We start from the raw sequence: 18,328 nt of genomic DNA, 5'->3' as shown, positions 1-18,328 counted from the left end.
AGCGCGGCGGCTCATGGGCGGCGCTTGCGGGGGCATGCGGGAGCCGGTACAGGTGGCCAGCGATGCTCGATACGCTCGAGATCATCGGGTTCAAGTCCCACGCCGACACCAAGCTCTCCCTCGGCCAGGTGAACGTGTTCGTGGGGGCCAACGGATCGGGGAAGAGCAGCCTGCTCGAGGCGCTCGGCGTGCTCGGGGCGGCGGCCGATGGGCGCGTGGACGATACGAGGCTCAAGGAGAGGGGGGTGCGGCCCGGCATTCCTTCGCTGTACAAGAGCTCGTTTCGAGAGAAGCCGCTCCCTCCGGTGATCAGCTTACGGGGGAGGGGAGAGGGCGATGTCGATTATCAGGTGTCGCTGAACAACCCCCTCAAGGCCCCGCAGCCTGCCTGGCAGTACGTTACAGAGCGCCTCGACGCGGGGGAGCGCCACCTCGTCGGGCGATCTCCGGCGAGCGCGAATCGAGGCAACCCTGAGCGCGGCCAGGCGGCGCTCCAGATGAGCGAATGGGACGCTGATGTACCCGAGAGTCGCCTCCTGCGCCTCCTTTCGGAGTACCGCATCTTCACGCCGACGACGGACGCGATGCGTGGTCTTCATCCCGACCCGATGCAGCGTGACCCGATCGGCCTCTCCGGTGGGCAGCTACCCGAAGCGTTCGACGAGATGTGGCGGGATTTCTCGGAGGAGCGACGCGAGGAGCTGGAAGAGCATTTCCGGGTGATGCTCGACTGGGTGAAAGAGGTCCGCGCAGCGCCTGTCCATGGATTGCCCCTCTCCCGGTCGGTGTCGACCACGCAGAACGTCTTCAAGTTTGTGGATCGATTCATGAATGCGAAGAGGAACACGCTCACGAGCTACGACGCGAGCGAAGGGGCGCTCCACGTCATCTTCGCGACCGTGCTCTGCCTTCATCCTCGATCGCCTGGGCTTTGCGCTGTCGACAACATCGACCAGGGGCTCAATCCTCGCCTCGCTCGCGCGCTCATGGAACGGGTGTGTGACTGGACGTGCGCGTCGGACCGGCAGCTCCTCGTCACCTCGCACAACCCGCTCGTGCTCGACGGACTGCCCCTGCAGGACGATCGCGTGCGGCTCTTCACGGTGGATCGCGCGCGGAGCGGGACGACCGTCGTGAATCGGGTCGTCGTGACGGAGCGGATGCTCGAGCTGGCGGAGGAGGGATGGACGCTCTCCCGGATGTGGGTCGCGGGACACCTCGGGGGTGTCCCGGATGTCTAGGCCGCTCCGGATTCAGGTCATCGCCGAGGGGGAGACGGACAAGATCGTGCTCGACGCGTTCATCGAGGCGATCCTGGGGGACGCCGGTTTCGTGTCGACGCTGATCCAGCCGGAGACGTCGCGCGCGTTCGGGCACGCGGGGGCGCACGGCGGCGGGTGGAAGGGCGTGCGGGGAAAATGCTTCGAGATGCGCGACCGTGGCGGGGTCGAAGCCGGGGGGTATCTCGCGAACACGGATATCCTCCTCGTTCACGTCGACGGGGAGGTCGCGGATGACCCGGAGGTTGCGTGCGCGAAACCGTGCCCGCCTCCGTCGGACACGGCGGACGCGCTGCGCCAGACGGTGCTGTCGTGGATGGGCGGCGACACCGGAGACCCGCGCGTGGTCGTGGCGATACCCATGAAGGAAACGGAAGCCTGGGTCGTGGCCGCGCTGCGGCCAGGCGAAAAGCTCCTGCAAGGGACGGGGGAAGCGTGCTTCGAGTGCCGCGACAAGCCGTCCGCGCTCCTGGCCGGGGGGTCGCCCCGCCTCCTGCGATCGGGGAAGAAACACAAGAGTGACTATCATGAGGTCGAGCGGAAGCTCGTTGAAGGATTCGAGCACGCACAGAAGCTGTCGCAGGTCACGTCGTTCGAGCTGTATCTACGGGCCGCGCATGCCGTCTTTCTATTGCAGGATGTAATGGAGACGTAGGCTCCCTGAGCCGCCGGCCGAGGCTGGTCCTCGCGCCGACTCTGATCCGGAAGACCGCCGAGGACTGCCGGGGCACGGTGTCTCACGGAACGGGTACGCCGATGACAGCGCTGTCCCCGGCGGGCCGCTGCGCGCGGACGGCCGCCCCCCTCCGCTCACCCCTTCCGGACTCGCCCGAGCGCCTCGTCCGTCGACAGCAGCACCTGCTCCCACTCGTCCAGCGCGTTCGGCCAGTGCGGCGAGAAGCGCAGCACGCCGTCCGGGATCGCGCAGGCGATCCCGAGGTGCGTGAGCTCACGGTGCAGCTCCACCACCGAGGCGCCGCCCGGCGGCCTCACCCCGAGCGCGCACCCCCGCAAGGCGGGATCCTCCGCGCGGAGACTCTCCCAGCCGCGCTCCCGGAGCGCCTCCTCGAGCGGATCCATGAAGCGATTCGCGTGCTCGTGGATCCGCTCGACCCCGATCTGCAGGATCAGATCCACCGCCGCCTCCAGCCCGGCGTAGCCCGCCGCGTTGAGGTTGCCCCCCTCCACGAAGTCGGCGCGCTGCCGGATCGGCCGGTCGTACCGGAGGTGGCCCGGGCCCCGCAGCAGGAAGCTCACGCCGTCCTCGTGGCTCAGCCAGCCCGCCACCGCCGGCCGCAGCGCCGGCAGGCGCTCGCGGCGGATGTACAGGAAGCCCGTGCCCTCCACCCCCATCAGCCACTTGTGGCCGCCGCACGCCAGGTAATCGATCCCCGCCGCCTCGACGTCCACCGGCGTCGCGCCGACCGCCTGGACGCCATCGACGCAGAGCTCCGCCCCGTGCGCGCGGCAGAGCGCCCCGATCGCGGTGAGCGGCATCCGGAGGCCCGTCTGGAACTGCACCGCGCTCACCGCGACGAGCCGCGCGCCGCGCCGGAGCTCGTCCTCCAGCCGCGCGAGGCCCGAGCCGGTGCCGTCCGCGAAGCCGCCGAGCGGCAGGAAGACGACCTCCAGATCGAAGAGCGCGGCCGCGCGCTGCCACGGGGTCACGTTGGCCGGGAACTCGCCCTCGAACAGGAGCACCCGGTCGCGCGGCCGCCACGGGTAGCACAGCGCGATGTCGCTCAGCCCCCGCGTCGTGCTCTGGACCAGCGCGATGTCGTCAGCCGCCGCCCCGACGAGCCGGCCGAGCTTCTCGCGCAGCCGGACCCGCTGCGCGAACCACGCCGGGAACGCGGCCGCCCCCTGCGCGGCGTAGGCGTCGAGCAGCGCGATCATCGCGAGGCGCACCGGCCGCGAGGGGGGCGAGATCCCCGCGTGGTTCACATAGACGAGCGGCGCGAGGTGCGGGAACAGGCCGCGGTCGCCGAGCTTCGCGGCGAAGGACCGATCGCTATCGAGTTCGGCGGTGTGTCGCATCGGCTGGCTTCCCCCGGCGCTCGCCGCGGACCTTGGCGAGGTAGCGCGGCGGCGCCCCCTTGCCGGCCGCCGGCGGCACCAGGCAGTGCGGCTTCGTGCCGATGAGATCACCGCGCCCCGCCTTGATCAAGGCCTCGCGCGCCTCGTCGTGGTGCGCCGGATCCCAGTAGAGCAAGAGCGCCTTCTGCAGCTTCTTCTCGCGCAGGTCCTTCGCCGTGTACACCGGCTCGCGCGTGAGCGGGTCGATCCCCGTGTGGTACATGCACGCCGCCATCGACATCGGCGTCGGGATGAAGTCCTGCACCTGGCGCGGCCTCATCCCGCTCTTCTTCAGGTACACGGCGAGGTCGACCATGTCCCGCAAGGTCGAGCCGGGGTGCCCCGAGATGAAGTAGGGCACGAGGAACTGGTTCTTCCCCGCCTCCTCGCTCGCGCACCGGAACTGCTCGGCGAAGCGCTCGTAGCTCTCGATGCCCGGCTTCTTCATCTTGTCGAGCACGTCCTTCTTGTTGTGCTCCGGGGCGACCGAGAGCTGGCCGCCCGTGTGGTGCGCGGCGAGCTCCTCGATGAACTCGGGCGACCGCTCCGCGAGGTCGTAGCGCACGCCGGAGGCGATGAAGACCTTCTTGATCCCCTCCTCCTCGCGCACCGCCTTCATCAGCTGGAGCAGCGGGCCGTGGTCGGTGTTCAGGTTCTCGCAGACCTCGGGGAAGACGCAGGAGAGCCGCCGGCAGGCGTTCTCGATCGCCTCGTCCTTGCACCGCATCTGGTACATGTTCGCGGTCGGCCCGCCGAGGTCGCTGAGCACGCCGCGGAAGCCGTCCATGCGCCGCAGCGCCCGCACCTCGCGCAGGATGCTGTCCGCCGAGCGCGACTGGATCACCCGGCCCTCGTGCTCCGTGATCGAGCAGAACGTGCAGCCGCCGAAGCAGCCGCGCATCGTGACCACCGAGTGCTTCACCGTCTCGTAGGCGGGGATCGGCGCGTCGTACGACCAGTGCGGCACCCGCGTGAACGGCAGGTCGTAGAGCGCGTCCATCTGGGACGTCTCCAGCGGGAACGCGGGCGGGTTGAAGTAGACCGCCTCGGCGCCGTGCGCCTGGAGCAGCGGGCGGGCGTTGCCGGGGTTCGTCTCGAACTGGAAGGCGCGCGACATCTCGGCGAAGGCGCGCCTGTCCGCGGCCACCTCCTCGTAGCTCGGGAGGATCACCGGCTTGCCGTCGGCGACGTAGCGCGAGCCCTCGATCTGCTCCCACTCGCCCTTGCGCATCGGGAAGGCCGTGCCCCGGACGTCGCGGATCGAGCGGACGGGCTCGCCCCGCCGGAGCCGGTCGGCGACCTCCCAGACGGCCTTCTCGCCCATGCCGAAGAGGAGCAGGTCCGCCTTGGCGTCGAGCAGGACCGAGCGGCGGACCTGGTCGGACCAGTAGTCGTAGTGCGCGATGCGCCGGAGCGACGCCTCGATGCCGCCGAGGATGATGGGGACGCCAGGGAACGCCTGCCGGCAGAGGTTCGAGTAGACGATCGAGGCCCGGTTGGGGCGCAGGCCCACCTGCCCGCCCGGCGAGTACTGGTCCTCGCTGCGGACCTTCTTCTGGGCGGTGAGCTTGTTCAGCATCGAGTCGAGGTTGCCGGCGGTGACCCCGACCATGAGCCGGGGCACCCCCATCCGCAGGAGGTCGGCCGTGTCCTGGTAGCGGGGCTGGGAGATGATCCCGACACGGAAGCCGCGGCCCTCGAGGAAGCGGCCGATGATCGCCGCGCCGAACGCGGGGTGGTCGACGTAGGCGTCGCCGTTGACGAGCAGGATGTCGAGCGCGTCCCAGCCCCGCGCGCGCATCTCCTCCCGGGTCGTCGGCAGGAAGGCGGTGAGGTCGCGGGGGGCGGCGCCGGCGCTGCGGCGGAGCTGGAGGAGGGACACGGCGCCGTCACCCTACGGGCCAGGGGGGAGATCGGCAAGGGGGCGGCCCCGGCGGCGTCCGCCGGAGAAACCCCGCTGCGGAGGCCGGGGCGGGGCACCGGCGCGGCGCCGAGGCGGGGCACCGGCGCGGCGCCGAGGCGGGGCACCGGCGCGGGGGGCGCGGGGACCGAGGGCGGCCGCGCCGCGGAGCCCGCCGGGCGCCGCCAGGCGAGCGCCTGAAAGCCAGAGAGCGCACGGTCGAGGCCGGCGACCGGCGGGCGGGCGCGAGGGCGCCAGCCGCGTTTTCCGGCGCGAAACGCGCAAATTGCACGACACCGCTCCAGCTGGTCACGAATTCGGGGAGTCGGAGCATCGAATTTCAGGGTGCGACATGAGGGCTGGCGCGCCGAGGGCGGGTCCCGGAGGCGCGGGAGTCGCTCGGCGCGAGTCGCTCGCCAGCGCAAAAAAAACGCGAGAAAAACCGTGGTTTTCGGCGCGCGGCCGCGGGTTCAGAAATGACCCGGAATGAGCGTTCGTAAAAATTATATGTGGAATCACGATCAGATAATGCCCTCCGCGACCGACACCGCAGCTTCGCCGTGCTGCACGAGGTGGGTGTTCCTTTCCTTCGCAGGTTGCTCCGCGGGTACGGGGTCGGGCCGCACGACCTCGAGGACGTGCTGCACAACGTCCTCATCGCCGCTTACCGCAATCTGGACAGCTTCGACACGAGCCGCCTGCTGCGCGTCGCGCAGGGGGCGCGCGAGGAGGACGAGGCCGGCGCCCAGGAGCGGGTGTCGCTCAGCAAGGTGCTCCCCTACCTCGCGGGGCTGCCGGCGCGGCGGGCGTGGGACCCGCTTTACCGGTGGCTCTTCGGAATCGCGCGGCGGCAGGCGACCCACTACCGCGATCGGGCCTTCCGGCGCCGCGAGATCCCGGTGGGCCTCCAGAGCAGCGCGATCTTCGCCGGGATCGACCGGCGGCCCCGCCTGGAGCAGCAGCTGGAGGCGACGGAGCGGGCCGAGGTCATCGACCTGCTGCTCACGAGCCTCCTCCCGCAGCGGCGGGTGATGCTGGTGATGCACGACATGCTCGATATCCCGGTCGTCGACATCGCCCGCGAGCTCCAGATCAACGAGAACACGGCCCAGAACCGGCTCCGGCTGGCCCGGGAGGACTTCCGGGCGGCGGTGAAGCGGCTCGGCACCGAGCAGCGGAGCGCCCTGCGCCTCGGCGACAGGCCGTTCGCGGGCGAGGCCATCACGCGGCGCCGGCCGGCGCCCCGGCGGCGCGAGCCGGGGACGTGAGCCGCGCGGCCCGGCGGCGGGGCCTCCGTCGTGCAGCGCGCGGCGCCGCCGCCGCGGCGGAGGCCGATGAGCGGAGGGATGGAACCACGGCGGCACAGCGGGAGCGCGCGCGGGCGCGTGGAGGGATGCCTGCCCGGGCCGACCGCTGGCGGCCGCTCGCGCCCGACACCCCGGGGTTCGGCTACAGCGACACGCCCGCGGGCGCCTCACGCGCCTGCTCGATCGCCAGCGCGAGGCGCTCCACGGCCTTGCGCGCGCGGGGGGCGGGCAGCGCGGCGAACCCGAGCAGCAGCCCTCCCGGCCGCCCCGCCGACGCGCGGACCCGGTAGCTCGACAGGGCCGCCGGCGCGAGGCCCAGCAGGGCCGCGCGCTCGACCACCTCGCCGTCGCGGGCGCCGGTCAGGCGCGCGGTCAGGTGCAGCCCGCCCGCCCCGGGATCGAGCTGGAGGTGCGGCGACGCGAGCTCCTCCAGCGCGCGCGCGAGCGCGCCGCGCCGCTCCGCATAGAGCGCGCGCATGCGCCGCACGTGCCGCGCGAAGTGCCCCTCCGCGAGGAAGTCGGCGACGGCCCGCTGCGCGGCGAGCGGCGGGGCCGGGTGCAGCAGATCGGCAGCGCGGGCGAGCGCGTCGCGCGCGCCGTCCGGCACGACGAGGAAGCCGAGGCGCAGCGCGGGGAACATCGATTTGCTGAAGGTCCCCGCGTAGATCACCCGGTCGCCATCATCGAGGCTCTTGAGGGCGGGCAGCGGCGCGGAGGCGTGCTGGAACTCGCCGTCGTAGTCGTCCTCGACCACCCACGCGCCGGCCCCGCGCGCCCAGGCCAGGAGCGCCAGCCTGCGGGGCAGCGACAGCGCCATGCCCAGCGGCATCTGGTGGCTCGGCGTCACGAAGACGAACCTCGCGCGCGGGGCGAGCGCGACGCCGCGCGCGACGTCGAGCCCCTCGGCGTCCACCGGCACGGCCGCGAGCCGCAGCCCCGCGAGCTCCAGCGCGGCCCGGCCCCGGGCGTAGCCGGGGTCCTCGAACCACGCCCGGTCCCCCGGCCGCGCGAGCGCGCGGGCGATCAGGCCGAGCGCGCCGTGGTAGCCGCCGGTGATCATCACCTGCTCCGCGCGCGCGACCACGCCGCGCGAGACCGCGAGGTGCGCGGCGATCGCCTCCCGCAGGGCGCCGTCACCGCCCGGATCGGAGCGCGCGAGATCTCCCGCCCGGGCGCGCCGCGCGTGCCGCCCGAGCAGCCGCGACCACGTCGCGACAGGGAACGCATCGACCGCGGGGACGCCGATCTGGAAGGGGCGGAGCGCCGCGCGGGCGGGGGGCTCGAGGCGCGGCTGCTCTGGCGGCGCCGCCGCGGCGCGGCGGGAGGGGATGGGGAGCGGGCTCGTGACGAACGTGCCGGCCGCGCCGCGCGTCACGAGGAACCCCTCCACGGAGAGGCGCGCGTACGCGACGTCCACCGTCCCGCGCGAGACGCCCGCCTCGATCGCCATCGCGCGCGCCGAGGGGACCCGCGCGCCCGGGGCGAGCACGCCCGTGAGGATGGCCTGGCGGATCCGGTCGTACAGCCGCGCGTGCAGCGGCCGGGCGCTCCGCTGCCGCGGCTTGGAGGGGTGGAGCCTGGCTCCGCGAGGACTCGGGATGGCCTACTCCCTTTCGCAGTTCTTGGCCCTGTCGCTGGTCCATCATGAACGTATCCTGGCGGGCGATGACAACGGAAATCCCCCGGCTCGACTTCCCTGCCTTTCAACAGCTCGCCCCAGAGACCGTCCGCGCGCTGCGGGCGGTCACGGCGGCCACGAAGCAGAGCGCCCTCGGCGCGGAGCTCATCGAGCTCGTCAAGATCCGCGCTTCCCTGGTGAACCGCTGCGCCTTCTGCGTCGCGCTGCACCGGCGCGAGGCGCGGGCGCTCGGGATGTCGGCGGAGCGGCTCGAGGCGCTCGCTGGCTGGCGCGAGTCGCCGCACTTCACGGAGGCCGAGCGCGCCGCGCTCGCCTGGACCGACGCGCTGACGCAGCTCAGGGACGGCGACGTGCCCGACGCGGTGTACGGCGAGGTGTCGGCCGCGTTCTCCGGCGAGGACCTCGCGGCGCTGACGTCGGTCGTGGCGACGATCAACGCCTGGAACCGCATCGCCATGGCGTACAGGTTCCCGGCCGCGCCCGACGCCGAGAGCGGCCGATGAGCCCGCCCCCGTCCACCGCCGCGCGGTTCCGGGCGCTGCACGCGCCGGGGCAGGTCCTCGTGCTGCTCAACGCGTGGGACGCCGTGAGCGCCCGGCTCGCCGAGGCGGCCGGGGGCGCCGCCGTCGCGACGAGCAGCGCCGCGGTGGCCTGGGCGCACGGCGTGGCCGACGGCGAGCGGCTGCCCCTCCACCGGCTGCTCGCCGCGACGGGCGACGTCCTCCGCGCCGTGCGGGTCCCGGTGAGCGTCGACCTCGAGCGAGGCTACGCCGCGAGCGCCGAGGACGTCGCCGACGTCGTGTGCCGCCTCGCGGAGGCCGGCGTGGCGGGCGTCAACCTCGAGGACGGCGCCGAGCCGCCCGAGGCGCTCGCCGCGAAGCTGCTCGCGGCGCGAGGGGCGCTCGAGCGCGCCGGGCTGGACGTGTTCCTGAACGCGCGCACGGACGTGCTCCTGCGCCGCGCGCTGTCCGGCGCCGAGGCCCTCGACGAGGTGGTGCGCCGCGCGAGGCGCTACGTCGACGCGGGCTGCGACGGCCTCTTCGTGCCGGGCCTCTCGGCGGCCGAGGGGCTCTCGCGCGTCGTCGCGGAGGTGCGCGTGCCGCTCAACGTGTGGGCGTCGCCGGCGCTGCCGTCGATCGAGCAGCTCCGCGCCCTCGGCGTGCGCCGGGTGAGCGTCGGGCCGCGCCTCGCCTTGACGGCGCTGTCGGCCGCGCGGCGCGACGCGGAGCAGGTCATCGCAGGGCGGTGGGCGCCGCCGTCGGGCGGGGCGCCGCTGACCTACGCCGAGGTCAACGCGTGGTTCGCGTGAGGGCCTGACGGGCCGCCAAGGTCGCCATCGCTCCTGCGCGTGTAGACGTGTATGCGGGCCTGGCGCCGGACTTCGGCCGTTACGTGATCGAGTATCCGTTCGGCGATATCTACGCTCGCCCGGGCCTCGACCTGCGGACGCGGCTGCTGACCGCCGTCGCCGCCCTGGCGGCCGTGGGCGACTCGGAGGTGCCGCTCGGGAACCACATCCGCTACGCGCTGAACGTCGGCTGCACGCGCGACGAGATCGTCGAGACGATCATGCAGACATCGGTCTACGCGGGGTTCCCGCGCGCGGTGAAGGGGCTCGCCGTGGCCGAGAAGGTGCTGGCGGAGCGGAGCGGCGGGCAATAGCCGTCACGGCCGCGTCTCCGGCCCGAGAATGAGGTCTTCGTTGCCCGAAGGCGGGTGATGGCTCCTCACCTGCAGTCCTTTCCTCGAGGGGACCGCCGTGAGCGCGGGACTGACGGAATGCGCCGTCGGTCGGGCGCGCTCACTCGATGGTCGAGTCGGTCACCGAGATCGGCGTGTCGTCGTGGTTCGAGATCTGCGGGTAGGTCGGGTACCAGGAGCCGCCGACGTTGCCGGTGATCACCGACCTGTCGATCACGATGTTCCCCGTGTGGTCGTTGGTCACGAAGAAGATCGCGCTCCCGTACGCGTTCACCTCGTTCCGCTCGATCCGGGTGCCGCAGAGCGTGAGCGTCATCGTGTTGCCGTCGTTGTAGATGGCCCCGCCGCTGCCGCCGCCCGGCGTCCCCTCCTCGGCGGGGTTGCCGCCGTTGCCGAGCGCGCGGTTGTGGGAGAAGAGGCTGTTGATGACCGTCCAGGAGACGCCGATGCTGCTGATGCCGCCGCCGTTCGCGCACGCGTTCCCGTACCCCTCGGCGCCGCCGAAGGTGCTGTTCACCACGTAGAGCGGCAGGCCCTCGTACTGCATGAACGCCCGGATCCCGGCGCCGCCGAGGTCGGGGCCGGTCGGATCGCACGTGTTGTTGAAGAAGCGCGAGTTGACGACCTTCAGGCGCCCGCCCTGCGCGAAGATGGCGCCGCCGCCCTCGTCGTCGTCGCCGGTCGAGTCACCCTCGATGAACGTGAGGTTCTGGACCGTCAGCCGGGGGTGGTCCTGGTTGTCGCAGTTCGGCGTGGTCCAGACCTGCGCCTCGTCGCAGGTGTTCATGTAGAGGATGCGCCGCGCGCCGCCGCCGCTCAGGGTCACGAGCCCGCCGCCGTCGATCACGATCTCGGGACCTGTGTCGTTGAAGATCTTCGCGGTCTGCTCGAGCGTGATGGTGATCGGGTCGGGGCCGCAGTCGAAGGTGATGACGCCGCCGCCCGCGACCGCGGCGACGACCGCCGCCGACGTGCAGCTCTCCGGCGTCCCGTCGCCGATCACCGTGGTCGGCGACGAGGTGTCGGCCGCCCGCGCCTCCGGCGGCACGGCGCAGCTCCCGTCAGGGTTGCCGGCCGCCGGGCCGCCGCCGGCGTGCGCGGGAGAGCCCGCGCCCGCGCCGCCCGCGCCGGCGCCGCCCGCGCCGGCGTCGCCCGCGCCGGCGCCGCCCGCGCCGCCCCCCGAGGCGCTCGCCGCGCCGGCGCCGCCCGCGCCGGTCGTCTCCCCGCCCCCGCGCACTTCGCCCCCGCAGGCCCCGAGCACGGCCGCCACCGACAGGCACAGGGTCAGCTCCAGCGATCGTCGCATCATGTCCTCCTCGCCCCGAAAGCACCCTCGCAGCGGCGCGGGCTGCTCTCGGGCCGCCCTCGCCGCGGAGCGGCGGCGACGTGCCGCGCTCCGGACCTCAGTATCGCGGGGAACCGCGGGAAAAGGAGCGAGACGGGGGCGGGTCGCAGGTCGCACACCCGGCGACCCGGGTCGCCCCTCAGCGGGCCCTCGCGAGCCGCCGCATCTCGTCGAGCGCCGGCACCGGCGCGTCCGCGATGGCCCACGCGTCGATCACCTGCCTCGCCAGCGCGCGCGCCTCGCCCACGGCGCCGCGCCGCGCCGCCCGGCGCGCCGCCCGCACGGTGGCGAGGCTCGCGCCGCCGAGGTGGCTCTCGCCCGCCGTGACGGCCTGCTCCAGGCGCTCCGCGAGCTCCGTCTCGCCGGTCCGCTCGAACACCGCCGTCATGCCGTCGGCCATCACCGCCGCGAAAGGCCCCGGGTCCCGCAAGAGCGGCCGCCACGCCCTCGCCGCCCCGGCGTGGTCCGCGCGCGCGTAGCGCTCGGCGCCGTCCGTGAACGCGTCCGTGCCCGGGAGGATGCCGCCCGAGAGCCGCGGCCGCAGCGCGCGGAGCCGCGCGAAGCACCGGCGCGACGCGGCCGGCGTGGCGCGGGCGCAGATCGCCGCGACGCGCAGCGGGACGTCGATGTGGTGGGCGCCGGCGAGCGGCGGCGGCTCCGGATCGAGGAGGCGCTCCACGGCGAGATCGGCGACCTCGCCGGCCCGGCCCAGGATCAGGCCGAGCTCCAGCGCGCGCCACGCGATCTCGAGCCGCTGGACGCGCACCCACCCGGCGTCCTCGGCGGCGGGGACCATCGCGCGCTTCGCCCGCGCGAGCGCGGCGCCGAAGCGGACCTCGCTCGCCTCGACCCGCACGAGCAAGAGCTCGCTCTCGACCTTCTGGCTCGGGTACCCGCCCGCGGCGAGCGCGAGCGCGATGCCGCGCGCCTCGCTGCGCGCGCCGCCCGCGAGCAGCCGGCTGGCGAGCACGTCGGCCACGTAGGCGTCGAGCGGCGACAGCGCGTGAGCGCGCCGGGCGAACGCGAGCGCACGCGCGGCATCGCCGGGGGCGGCCTCCTCGAGCAGCCACGCATAGCCGTCCCAGGGCGCCCACGCCTGCATCGCGCGGAGCGCGCTCTCGGCGCTCGCCGTGCCCCGCGTCACCGTGGCGAGCTGCACCCACGGCGCGCAGAACTCCCCGGTCGGGTTCTTCGGCTCGACCTGCACCGAGAGGAGCGAGAGCTCGGCGGCGCGGCCCGGATCGAACGGCTGGAGCAGGCACGACGCTGTCGCCGCCAGCGTCGAGCGCCCCCACGACGACGGCTCGCGCTCGAAGCGCCGCACGAGCTCCTCGGCGAGCGCCGGGCTCTCCACGCGGTGGGCGAGCTGCTCGAGCCGCGCGCGCGCCGCGAGCGCGCCGGGCGAGGCCGCCTCGGAGGGCGGGAGCGCGACGGCGGGCGCGGGCAGGCCCAGGACGAAGGCGCACCTGTAGCGCTCCCCCGGCCCCATCTCCGCGAGCGCGCCGCCCAGCGCCTCGACGCGCGCGCACTCGTCCGGGACCCCGCCGGCGTTGTGCACCATGGCCATCGACAGATCGAGCAGGGCGAGCGCCCCGTCGGCGTCGCCGGCCCGCGAGAACTCCGCGACCGCGGGGTCGAGGCGCGCCGCCCTGGGCAGGTGCCCGGCCTGCACCATCGGGGTCATGGCCTCGCGGATCGCCTCGAACAGCGCCCGCCCGGCGCCCTGCGCGCGGGTGAGCTCGGCGCCGTCCGGTCCGTGCAGCCGCAGGGCGACCCGGAAGGCCGCGCCGTCGCGGACCACCTCGCCGTCGACGTACGCGGCGGCGCGGCGGCGCGCCGCCTCGACGGAGCGCGCCCGGGCGTCCGGCGCGGCGTACGGGTCGAGCGGGAAGCGATCGACGGGCTGCCGCGGGAGCGAGAGCAGCTCGGCCGGCACCAGCGTGCGCGCCGTGCTGCCGCCGAGAAGGATCCGCGCTCGCTCGCACACGGTCGCCGCCGCGGCGGCGCCGAGCCAGCCCGCCGGCTCATCGACGCCCGCGGCCTCGAGGACGGGGCAGGCGAGCACCGCGTCCGGCGCGGTGAGCGGCGAGCCGGGCGGGGTAAGGAGCGGCGCCGCGGGAGCTGCCGGAGGGGACGCTCCGGGGGGCGCCGCGCGCGACGCCGCGAGCGACGCTGCGAGCGCGAAGGCGCCGAGCGCCGCGGCGGCGCCGCCGAGCCCGAGCCAGCGCACCCGCCCGGCGGGGCGAGGAGGTGCGGCAGCGGCGGCCTGCGGGGCGATCGGGGCGGCCCCAGGAGCGAGAGGATCGGCTCCGGGAGCGATAGGGACGGTTCCGGGAGCGATAGGGGCGGCTCCGGGAGCGATCGGGACGGCCCCAGGAGCGAGAGGATCGGCTCCCGGCGCGGCAGGATCGGTGCCCCGTGCGCCTTCGCGCCCCTCGACGGTCCTGGTCCCGCCGTCGCCCGCATCACGCTCCTCGGCGGTCCTGGTCCCGCCGTCGCCCGCATCACGCTCCTCGGCGGTCCTGGTCCCGCCGTCGCCCTCCTCGCGCTCCTCGGCCACCGCTCGCCGGGCGGACGAGGCTCCCTCGAGCGGCAGCTCGACGCCGGCCTCCCCGAGCGCTCCGGCCAGCGCCCTCACCGCGGCGACCGCGCTCGCGAAGCGGGCGGCGGGATCCGCCGCCGTCGCTCGCGCGAACCACGCATCCATCCCGGGCGGCAGCGCGACGCCGCGCCGCGCGGCGCGCGCCGTCGCGGGCTCCGCGGAGCCAGAGGAAGCCGTCAGCGCGAAGGCGATCGGGTCATGGCCCCGCGCCGCCTCGTCTTGCCAGTAAGGGCTCCCGACGAGCAGCGTGAAGGCGATCATCCCGAGCGCATGGATGTCGGCTGCCGGCGTGAGCTTGCCGCCGCGGAACTGCTCCGGTGCCATGTAGACCGGCGTGCCCGCCGCGCTCGTCGACTCGACGCCGGCGTCGAGGACCTTGGCGACGCCGAGATCGAGGATCTTGAGGCGCGGCGCGTCGTGCTCGCGCCGCTCCAGGAAGAGGTTGCTGGGCTTGAGGTCGCGGTGGACGACCCCGAGGAGGTGCATCTTGTCGAGCCCGAGCGCCGCCTGCCCGAGCCAGCGGAGCGCCTCGGCGGGCGCGCAGCGCCCCGCGCGCGCGAGACGCTGGGCCAGCGTCTCGCCTTCCAGGAGCTCCATCACCAGGAAGGGCGTCGACGTCGCCTGGTCGACCCCCGCGTCGAGGACGTCGACGAGGAACGGACTGTCGACCCGGCCCGCGATCCGCGCCTCCAGCGCGAACCGCCGCCGCAGATCGGCGCGCTCGATCGTGTGCGCGTGCATCACCTTGAGCGCGCGCCGGCGGCCGGTCTCGATGTCGAGGGCCTCGTACACCGCGCCCATCGCGCCCGCGCCGAGACGCCGCACGACGCGGTAGCGATCGGCGATGAGCGTCCCCCGGACCACAGCACCTCCGTCCGGAACGCGGTCTAGCGCCGGAACTGCTCGGGGTCGATCCGGTATCGCTTCAGCCAGCGCTGGATCTGCATCCGGGCCTTGCCCGCGGCGCGCGCCACGGCGGTGATGTTCCCCCGGTGCTCGACGAGCAGCGCCACGAGCTCCCGCCGGCGCGCGTCGTCCTCCGGTCGCGTATCGCCCTCCCGGCGCGCGTCGCCCTCCGGGGCGTCGCCCTGCTGGCCCGCGCCGCCCTCGTCCCCGCTGTCGCCGCCGCCTTCGCCTTCGCCGTCGTCGTCCTCGTTCCCGCCGTCGCGGCCGTCGCGGCCCTCGCCGTCGTCGCCCTCGTTCCCGCCGTCGCGGCCCGCGCGGGCGCCGCCCTCGTTCCCGCCGGCCGCGCGCGCGACCGCTTCGGGCAGGTGGGCCGGCTCGATCGTGCCGCGCTGCGCGAGCACGACAGCGGTCGTCACGCACTGCGCGAGCTCGCGGACGTTGGCGGGCCAGCCGTACATCAGCATCCCGCGCGCGGCGCGCGGGTGGAGCGCCACGCGCGCCGCGCGCCCGAGGAGCGACCCGAGCAGCAGGCCGAGGTCCTCGCGGCGCTCCCGGAGCGGCGGCAGCTCGACGACGTAGCCCGAGAGCCGCGCGAGCAGGTCGGCGCGGAACTCGCCCAGGGCAGCGAGGCGCTTGAGGGGGCGGTGCGTCGCCGCGACGACGCGCAGATCCACCCGGACGGGGCGCGTCGCGCCGACGGGGCGCACCTCCTGCTCCTGGAGCACGCGCAGCAGGGCCGCCTGGGCGGGCGCGGGCAGGTCGCCGATCTCGTCGAGGAAGAGCGTCCCGCGATCGGCGCTGCGCACGAGCCCCGGGCGGTCCTCGGTGGCGCCCGAGAAGGCGCCCTTCCGGTGCCCGAACAGCTCCCCCTCGACGAGCTCGCGCGGCAGCGCGCCGCAGTTGACGGCCACGAGCTCCCCGGGCCGCCCCGACAGCGCGTGGACCGCGCGCGCCATGACCTCCTTGCCCGTCCCGGTCTCGCCCTGGAGCAGGACCGGGATCGCGGAGCGCGCCACGACGGCGAGCTGCTCGAAGAGGCCGAGCAGGGCAGGCAGGAGCGAGGCGAGGCCTGGCGCGGCCTCCGCGCCGGGCGCGGCCTCGAACAGCGGCGGCGCGCCGGGCGGGTAGGGCAGGGCGGCGCGAAAGAGGAAGAACGTGCGGCCGAGCTCGATGAGGTCGCCGTCCGCGAGCCCCGCGTGCCGCTGCGGGACCCCGTTGACGAGGCTGCCGTTCTTGGAGCCGCTGTCCTCGACCACCCAGCGGCCGAGGAGCCGGACGACGCGGGCGTGCCTCGAGGAGAGCCACGGGTCGTCGAGGCGGAGGTCGAGCCGCCGGACCCCGGCGTCCCGCGCTGGCTCGAGCCTGCGGGCCGCGCCGCGCCCGATCGTCACCTCGTCGACGTCGTCGAGGGCGATGCGCACCGGCGGCGCGAGCGGCCGGTGGCTCTCGAGGACCAGGAACAGGAACGGACCGCTGCGGTCCCCGTCCGGCACCTCCGGTCCCCGGCTGACGGAGAGGGTGCTGCTCTCGAGCCCGCCTGACACCGATCCTGGGTACAGACCCGGACCGGCGCGGTCAATCCTCGCGGCGCGACCCGCGCGGCGGGGCTCAGGGCACGGAAGCCCCGTATGTACCCTGGCAGTGGGGCAGGTCGCTGGCGAGGTCGCACGGGTGGTTGAGGAACACCGTGATCACGTGCTTCCAGGCCGTGCCTCCCCCGGAGCAGGCGCGATAGGTCCTGTCTTCGTGCTCTCCCGCGCAGCGCTTGTCGGGTACGGGCGACGGCAGGGGGCTGCTGCGGCAGGCGCCGGGCAGGTTCGCGAAGCAGCCGGCGCCCCTGCCGGCGCATAGCCTGTCGGCGAGGTGTGCGACCGGCTCGGTCCATAGGTCGCTGTAACAGGCGTACTGGTTGTTGGGGAGCGCCGCCGTGCCGCCGGTCGCGATGCGTTGCGCGAAGAGGTTCCCGTAGAAGGCGCCTTCCCGGAAGGTGAACACCTCGCGCTCGGTCGCGGGGTAGCTCGCGCCCCTCCTCCGGGCCACGTCGTCCAGGATCACGTCCGCGCTGGCCGGAGGAGCTTTCTTCGGATCGAGCGAGGCCACCATCACCGCGAACGACGACGGGCCGGGGACGCCCCCAGCAGGACAGGTGAACTCCAGGCTGCTGGCCATGTGGGGGAGGAAGCCATCGGCGATCCAGCCCGAGTACCAGCGCGAAGGCGGCGGCGGGGCGGGATCGTGATCACAGCCGTGGATGCCCTTGCAGACACGCACCATCAGGCCGGGCTCGCTCGGCTTGAGCCTGACCGGCTGACGGGGACTGCACACGCCGACGTAGCGCTCGCTCCAGGCGTAGTTGCGCGTGGGGCCGCCGTCGCCGGGAGGGTCGGGGATCTCCGGGGAAAAGCTGCTGATGGCCGGGTCGAGCTCGGGATCCCGGTACGCCGTCTCCACGCGCACCTGCGTCAGGGGCAGCCGCAGGGGAGCCTCCTCTGCGCTGAGCGTCGAGAGGAGCACCTGCTTGCCGTGGGCGTTGGCGCGCGCGAGGACGCAGGCGGACACGAGCTCCAGGCAATCCTTGCCCGGCGTCCGCTCGTGCCAGTTCCACGGTGACGCGGCCCCGCAGAGGCCGAGCTCGCCCTGCCAGCTCGACACGATGCCGTCCGGGGAATTCAGATCCGACACGACACGGCCTCGATCGAGCGCGCACGAGACGGTGTATTGCAGGAGCGCTTTCGCGTTCTCGTCCAGCGCGCCGCCGGAAGCGCGGTGGTCCGTCAACAGACGGCTGTTGAGGGGGCGCTCGCGGAGCAAGGTGATGAGCGCCGCGTTCCTGTCGAGCGCCGCGGCGGTGATCGCCTCGGTCCGCATGCTGTTCCGGGGCATCAGCGCCGCGGGCGCCTCGACGACGAGCTCCGGCGCGTCATCCTCGGTCCACCCGGGGCCGGGCTCCCCTGAGGCGCAGCCTGCCGCGGCTGCGGCGGCGCAGACGAGGAGAGGTGTGGTCATCTTCATCCACGGAGTCCACGGAGCGGAGGTTTTCATCGTAGCTTCCATTCCATCGGCCCGATCGCGGGCGCGCCGGTGACAATGCCAGAACCACGCCAGGGCAGAGCACCGCCGCGCGGGTGTCGTGCGCGCGCAATTCGCCGGCGCAGATCGGCGGCGCGGGGGCGCCTTCCTCGCTCGCGCCGAGGGCCGTGCGGGTCACGCGCTGGCCGGGGCCGAGCAGGCAGCTGACCGACACACGGAAGGGACGGCCGCGCGCGGCCCGCCTGCAACAGGCGCCGAGCGCGCGAGAGGCGCTGTTGCACCCGTTGCACCCGTTGCACCTGTTGCACGCTGTTGCACGCTGTTGCTGACCGGATCTTCCCCGGAGGGAACTGGAGCTACCGCCTGGCGCGCGACGGCGAAATCGCACACCGAGGCCGATCCTTCAGGCCGGATCACGTCGTACCTGATCGCCCTCAAGGGCTCGTTTCTGGAGCGGGTCGGCGTGACGACCGACATCCATATCTGCGAGTCGGCCTGGGCGGTGATCCCCTCGGTCACGTGTTCCCTGGATATCGGGTCTC

Annotated in this window: 13 protein-coding genes; 6 read left to right on the top strand and 7 right to left on the bottom strand. The window is 74.1% G+C overall.

The genetic code is table 11. From position 1 onward, the window contains the following. Positions 1-62 precede the first annotated feature (62 nt). Together WME85_RS47840 and WME85_RS47835 are read left to right on the top strand one after the other, a co-directional pair. Positions 63-1,241, top strand: a complete 1,179-nt coding sequence (locus tag WME85_RS47840; protein ID WP_437831536.1) for an AAA family ATPase — start codon at positions 63-65, stop codon at positions 1,239-1,241. Between the two features lie 46 nt (positions 1,242-1,287). Then, positions 1,288-1,935, top strand: a complete 648-nt coding sequence (locus tag WME85_RS47835) for a hypothetical protein (RefSeq protein WP_437831533.1) — start codon at positions 1,288-1,290, stop codon at positions 1,933-1,935. Between the two features lie 155 nt (positions 1,936-2,090). On the opposite strand, the gene WME85_RS47830 is transcribed toward WME85_RS47835, so the two are convergent. Both WME85_RS47830 and WME85_RS47825 read right to left on the bottom strand, forming a co-directional pair. Beyond that, positions 2,091-3,317 (bottom strand): aminotransferase class V-fold PLP-dependent enzyme, encoded by a 1,227-nt coding sequence (locus WME85_RS47830; protein ID WP_437831530.1) that lies wholly within the window; start codon positions 3,315-3,317, stop codon positions 2,091-2,093. After that, complete coding sequence (locus tag WME85_RS47825) at positions 3,292-5,238, bottom strand: YgiQ family radical SAM protein (protein WP_437831527.1); 1,947 nt, start codon at positions 5,236-5,238, stop codon at positions 3,292-3,294. Before WME85_RS47825 ends, WME85_RS47830 begins: the two co-directional genes overlap by 26 nt. A 527-nt stretch (positions 5,239-5,765) precedes the next feature. On the opposite strand from WME85_RS47825, the gene WME85_RS47820 reads away from it, so the two are divergent. Continuing rightward, positions 5,766-6,524: an RNA polymerase sigma factor gene (locus WME85_RS47820; protein ID WP_437831524.1), complete on the top strand. Its 759-nt coding sequence runs from the start codon at positions 5,766-5,768 to the stop codon at positions 6,522-6,524. A 181-nt stretch (positions 6,525-6,705) separates the two neighbouring features. Here the strand turns inward: WME85_RS47820 and WME85_RS47815 are convergent, their stop codons facing one another. Further along, complete coding sequence (locus WME85_RS47815; RefSeq protein WP_437842567.1) at positions 6,706-8,088, bottom strand: PLP-dependent aminotransferase family protein; 1,383 nt, start codon at positions 8,086-8,088, stop codon at positions 6,706-6,708. 140 nt (positions 8,089-8,228) lie between these two features. Here WME85_RS47815 and WME85_RS47810 point away from each other — a divergent pair, with 140 nt between their 5' ends. From WME85_RS47810 to WME85_RS47800, 3 genes are read left to right on the top strand one after another with little or no spacing between them, the layout of a single operon-like run. Further along, positions 8,229-8,705, top strand: a complete 477-nt coding sequence (locus WME85_RS47810; protein WP_437831522.1) for a carboxymuconolactone decarboxylase family protein — start codon at positions 8,229-8,231, stop codon at positions 8,703-8,705. Beyond that, positions 8,702-9,511 carry an isocitrate lyase/PEP mutase family protein gene (locus tag WME85_RS47805; RefSeq protein WP_437831520.1) on the top strand — a complete coding sequence of 270 codons (810 nt, stop codon included), beginning with the start codon at positions 8,702-8,704 and terminating at the stop codon, positions 9,509-9,511. Before WME85_RS47810 ends, WME85_RS47805 begins: the two co-directional genes overlap by 4 nt. A 47-nt stretch (positions 9,512-9,558) precedes the next feature. Then, on the top strand, positions 9,559-9,864 hold the full coding sequence (locus WME85_RS47800; protein WP_437831517.1) for a carboxymuconolactone decarboxylase family protein: 306 nt from the start codon (positions 9,559-9,561) through the stop codon (positions 9,862-9,864). A 139-nt stretch (positions 9,865-10,003) separates the two neighbouring features. Here the strand turns inward: WME85_RS47800 and WME85_RS47795 are convergent, their stop codons facing one another. The 4 genes from WME85_RS47795 to WME85_RS47780 all read right to left on the bottom strand — a co-directional run bounded on the left by WME85_RS47795 (position 10,004) and on the right by WME85_RS47780 (position 17,762). Beyond that, complete coding sequence (locus WME85_RS47795; protein ID WP_437831514.1) at positions 10,004-11,212, bottom strand: hypothetical protein; 1,209 nt, start codon at positions 11,210-11,212, stop codon at positions 10,004-10,006. Between the two features lie 175 nt (positions 11,213-11,387). Continuing rightward, positions 11,388-14,714, bottom strand: a complete 3,327-nt coding sequence (locus tag WME85_RS47790; protein WP_437831511.1) for a protein kinase domain-containing protein — start codon at positions 14,712-14,714, stop codon at positions 11,388-11,390. Between the two features lie 23 nt (positions 14,715-14,737). Next, positions 14,738-16,300 (bottom strand): sigma 54-interacting transcriptional regulator, encoded by a 1,563-nt coding sequence (locus tag WME85_RS47785; RefSeq protein ID WP_437831509.1) that lies wholly within the window; start codon positions 16,298-16,300, stop codon positions 14,738-14,740. 64 nt (positions 16,301-16,364) lie between these two features. Continuing rightward, positions 16,365-17,762: a hypothetical protein gene (locus WME85_RS47780; protein ID WP_437831506.1), complete on the bottom strand. Its 1,398-nt coding sequence runs from the start codon at positions 17,760-17,762 to the stop codon at positions 16,365-16,367. Positions 17,763-18,328 lie beyond the last annotated feature (566 nt).

It is taken from the genome of Sorangium sp. So ce1153, from assembly GCF_051521595.1.
Taxonomy (GTDB): Bacteria; Myxococcota_A; Polyangia; order Polyangiales; family Polyangiaceae; genus Sorangium.
This window is presented reverse-complemented; position numbering and strand designations above follow the sequence as displayed.

What these genes read in the sequence shown, in the direction of transcription:
- WME85_RS47840 (WP_437831536.1), top strand. Translation starts at nt 63, where the DNA reads ATGCTCGATACGCTCGAGATCATCGGGTTCAAGTCCCACGCCGACACC.
- WME85_RS47810 (WP_437831522.1), top strand. Translation starts at nt 8,229, where the DNA reads ATGACAACGGAAATCCCCCGGCTCGACTTCCCTGCCTTTCAACAGCTC.
- WME85_RS47805 (WP_437831520.1), top strand. Translation starts at nt 8,702, where the DNA reads ATGAGCCCGCCCCCGTCCACCGCCGCGCGGTTCCGGGCGCTGCACGCG.
- WME85_RS47830 (WP_437831530.1), bottom strand. Translation starts at nt 3,317, where the DNA reads ATGCGACACACCGCCGAACTCGATAGCGATCGGTCCTTCGCCGCGAAG.
- WME85_RS47795 (WP_437831514.1), bottom strand. Translation starts at nt 11,212, where the DNA reads ATGATGCGACGATCGCTGGAGCTGACCCTGTGCCTGTCGGTGGCGGCC.
- WME85_RS47780 (WP_437831506.1), bottom strand. Translation starts at nt 17,762, where the DNA reads ATGACCACACCTCTCCTCGTCTGCGCCGCCGCAGCCGCGGCAGGCTGC.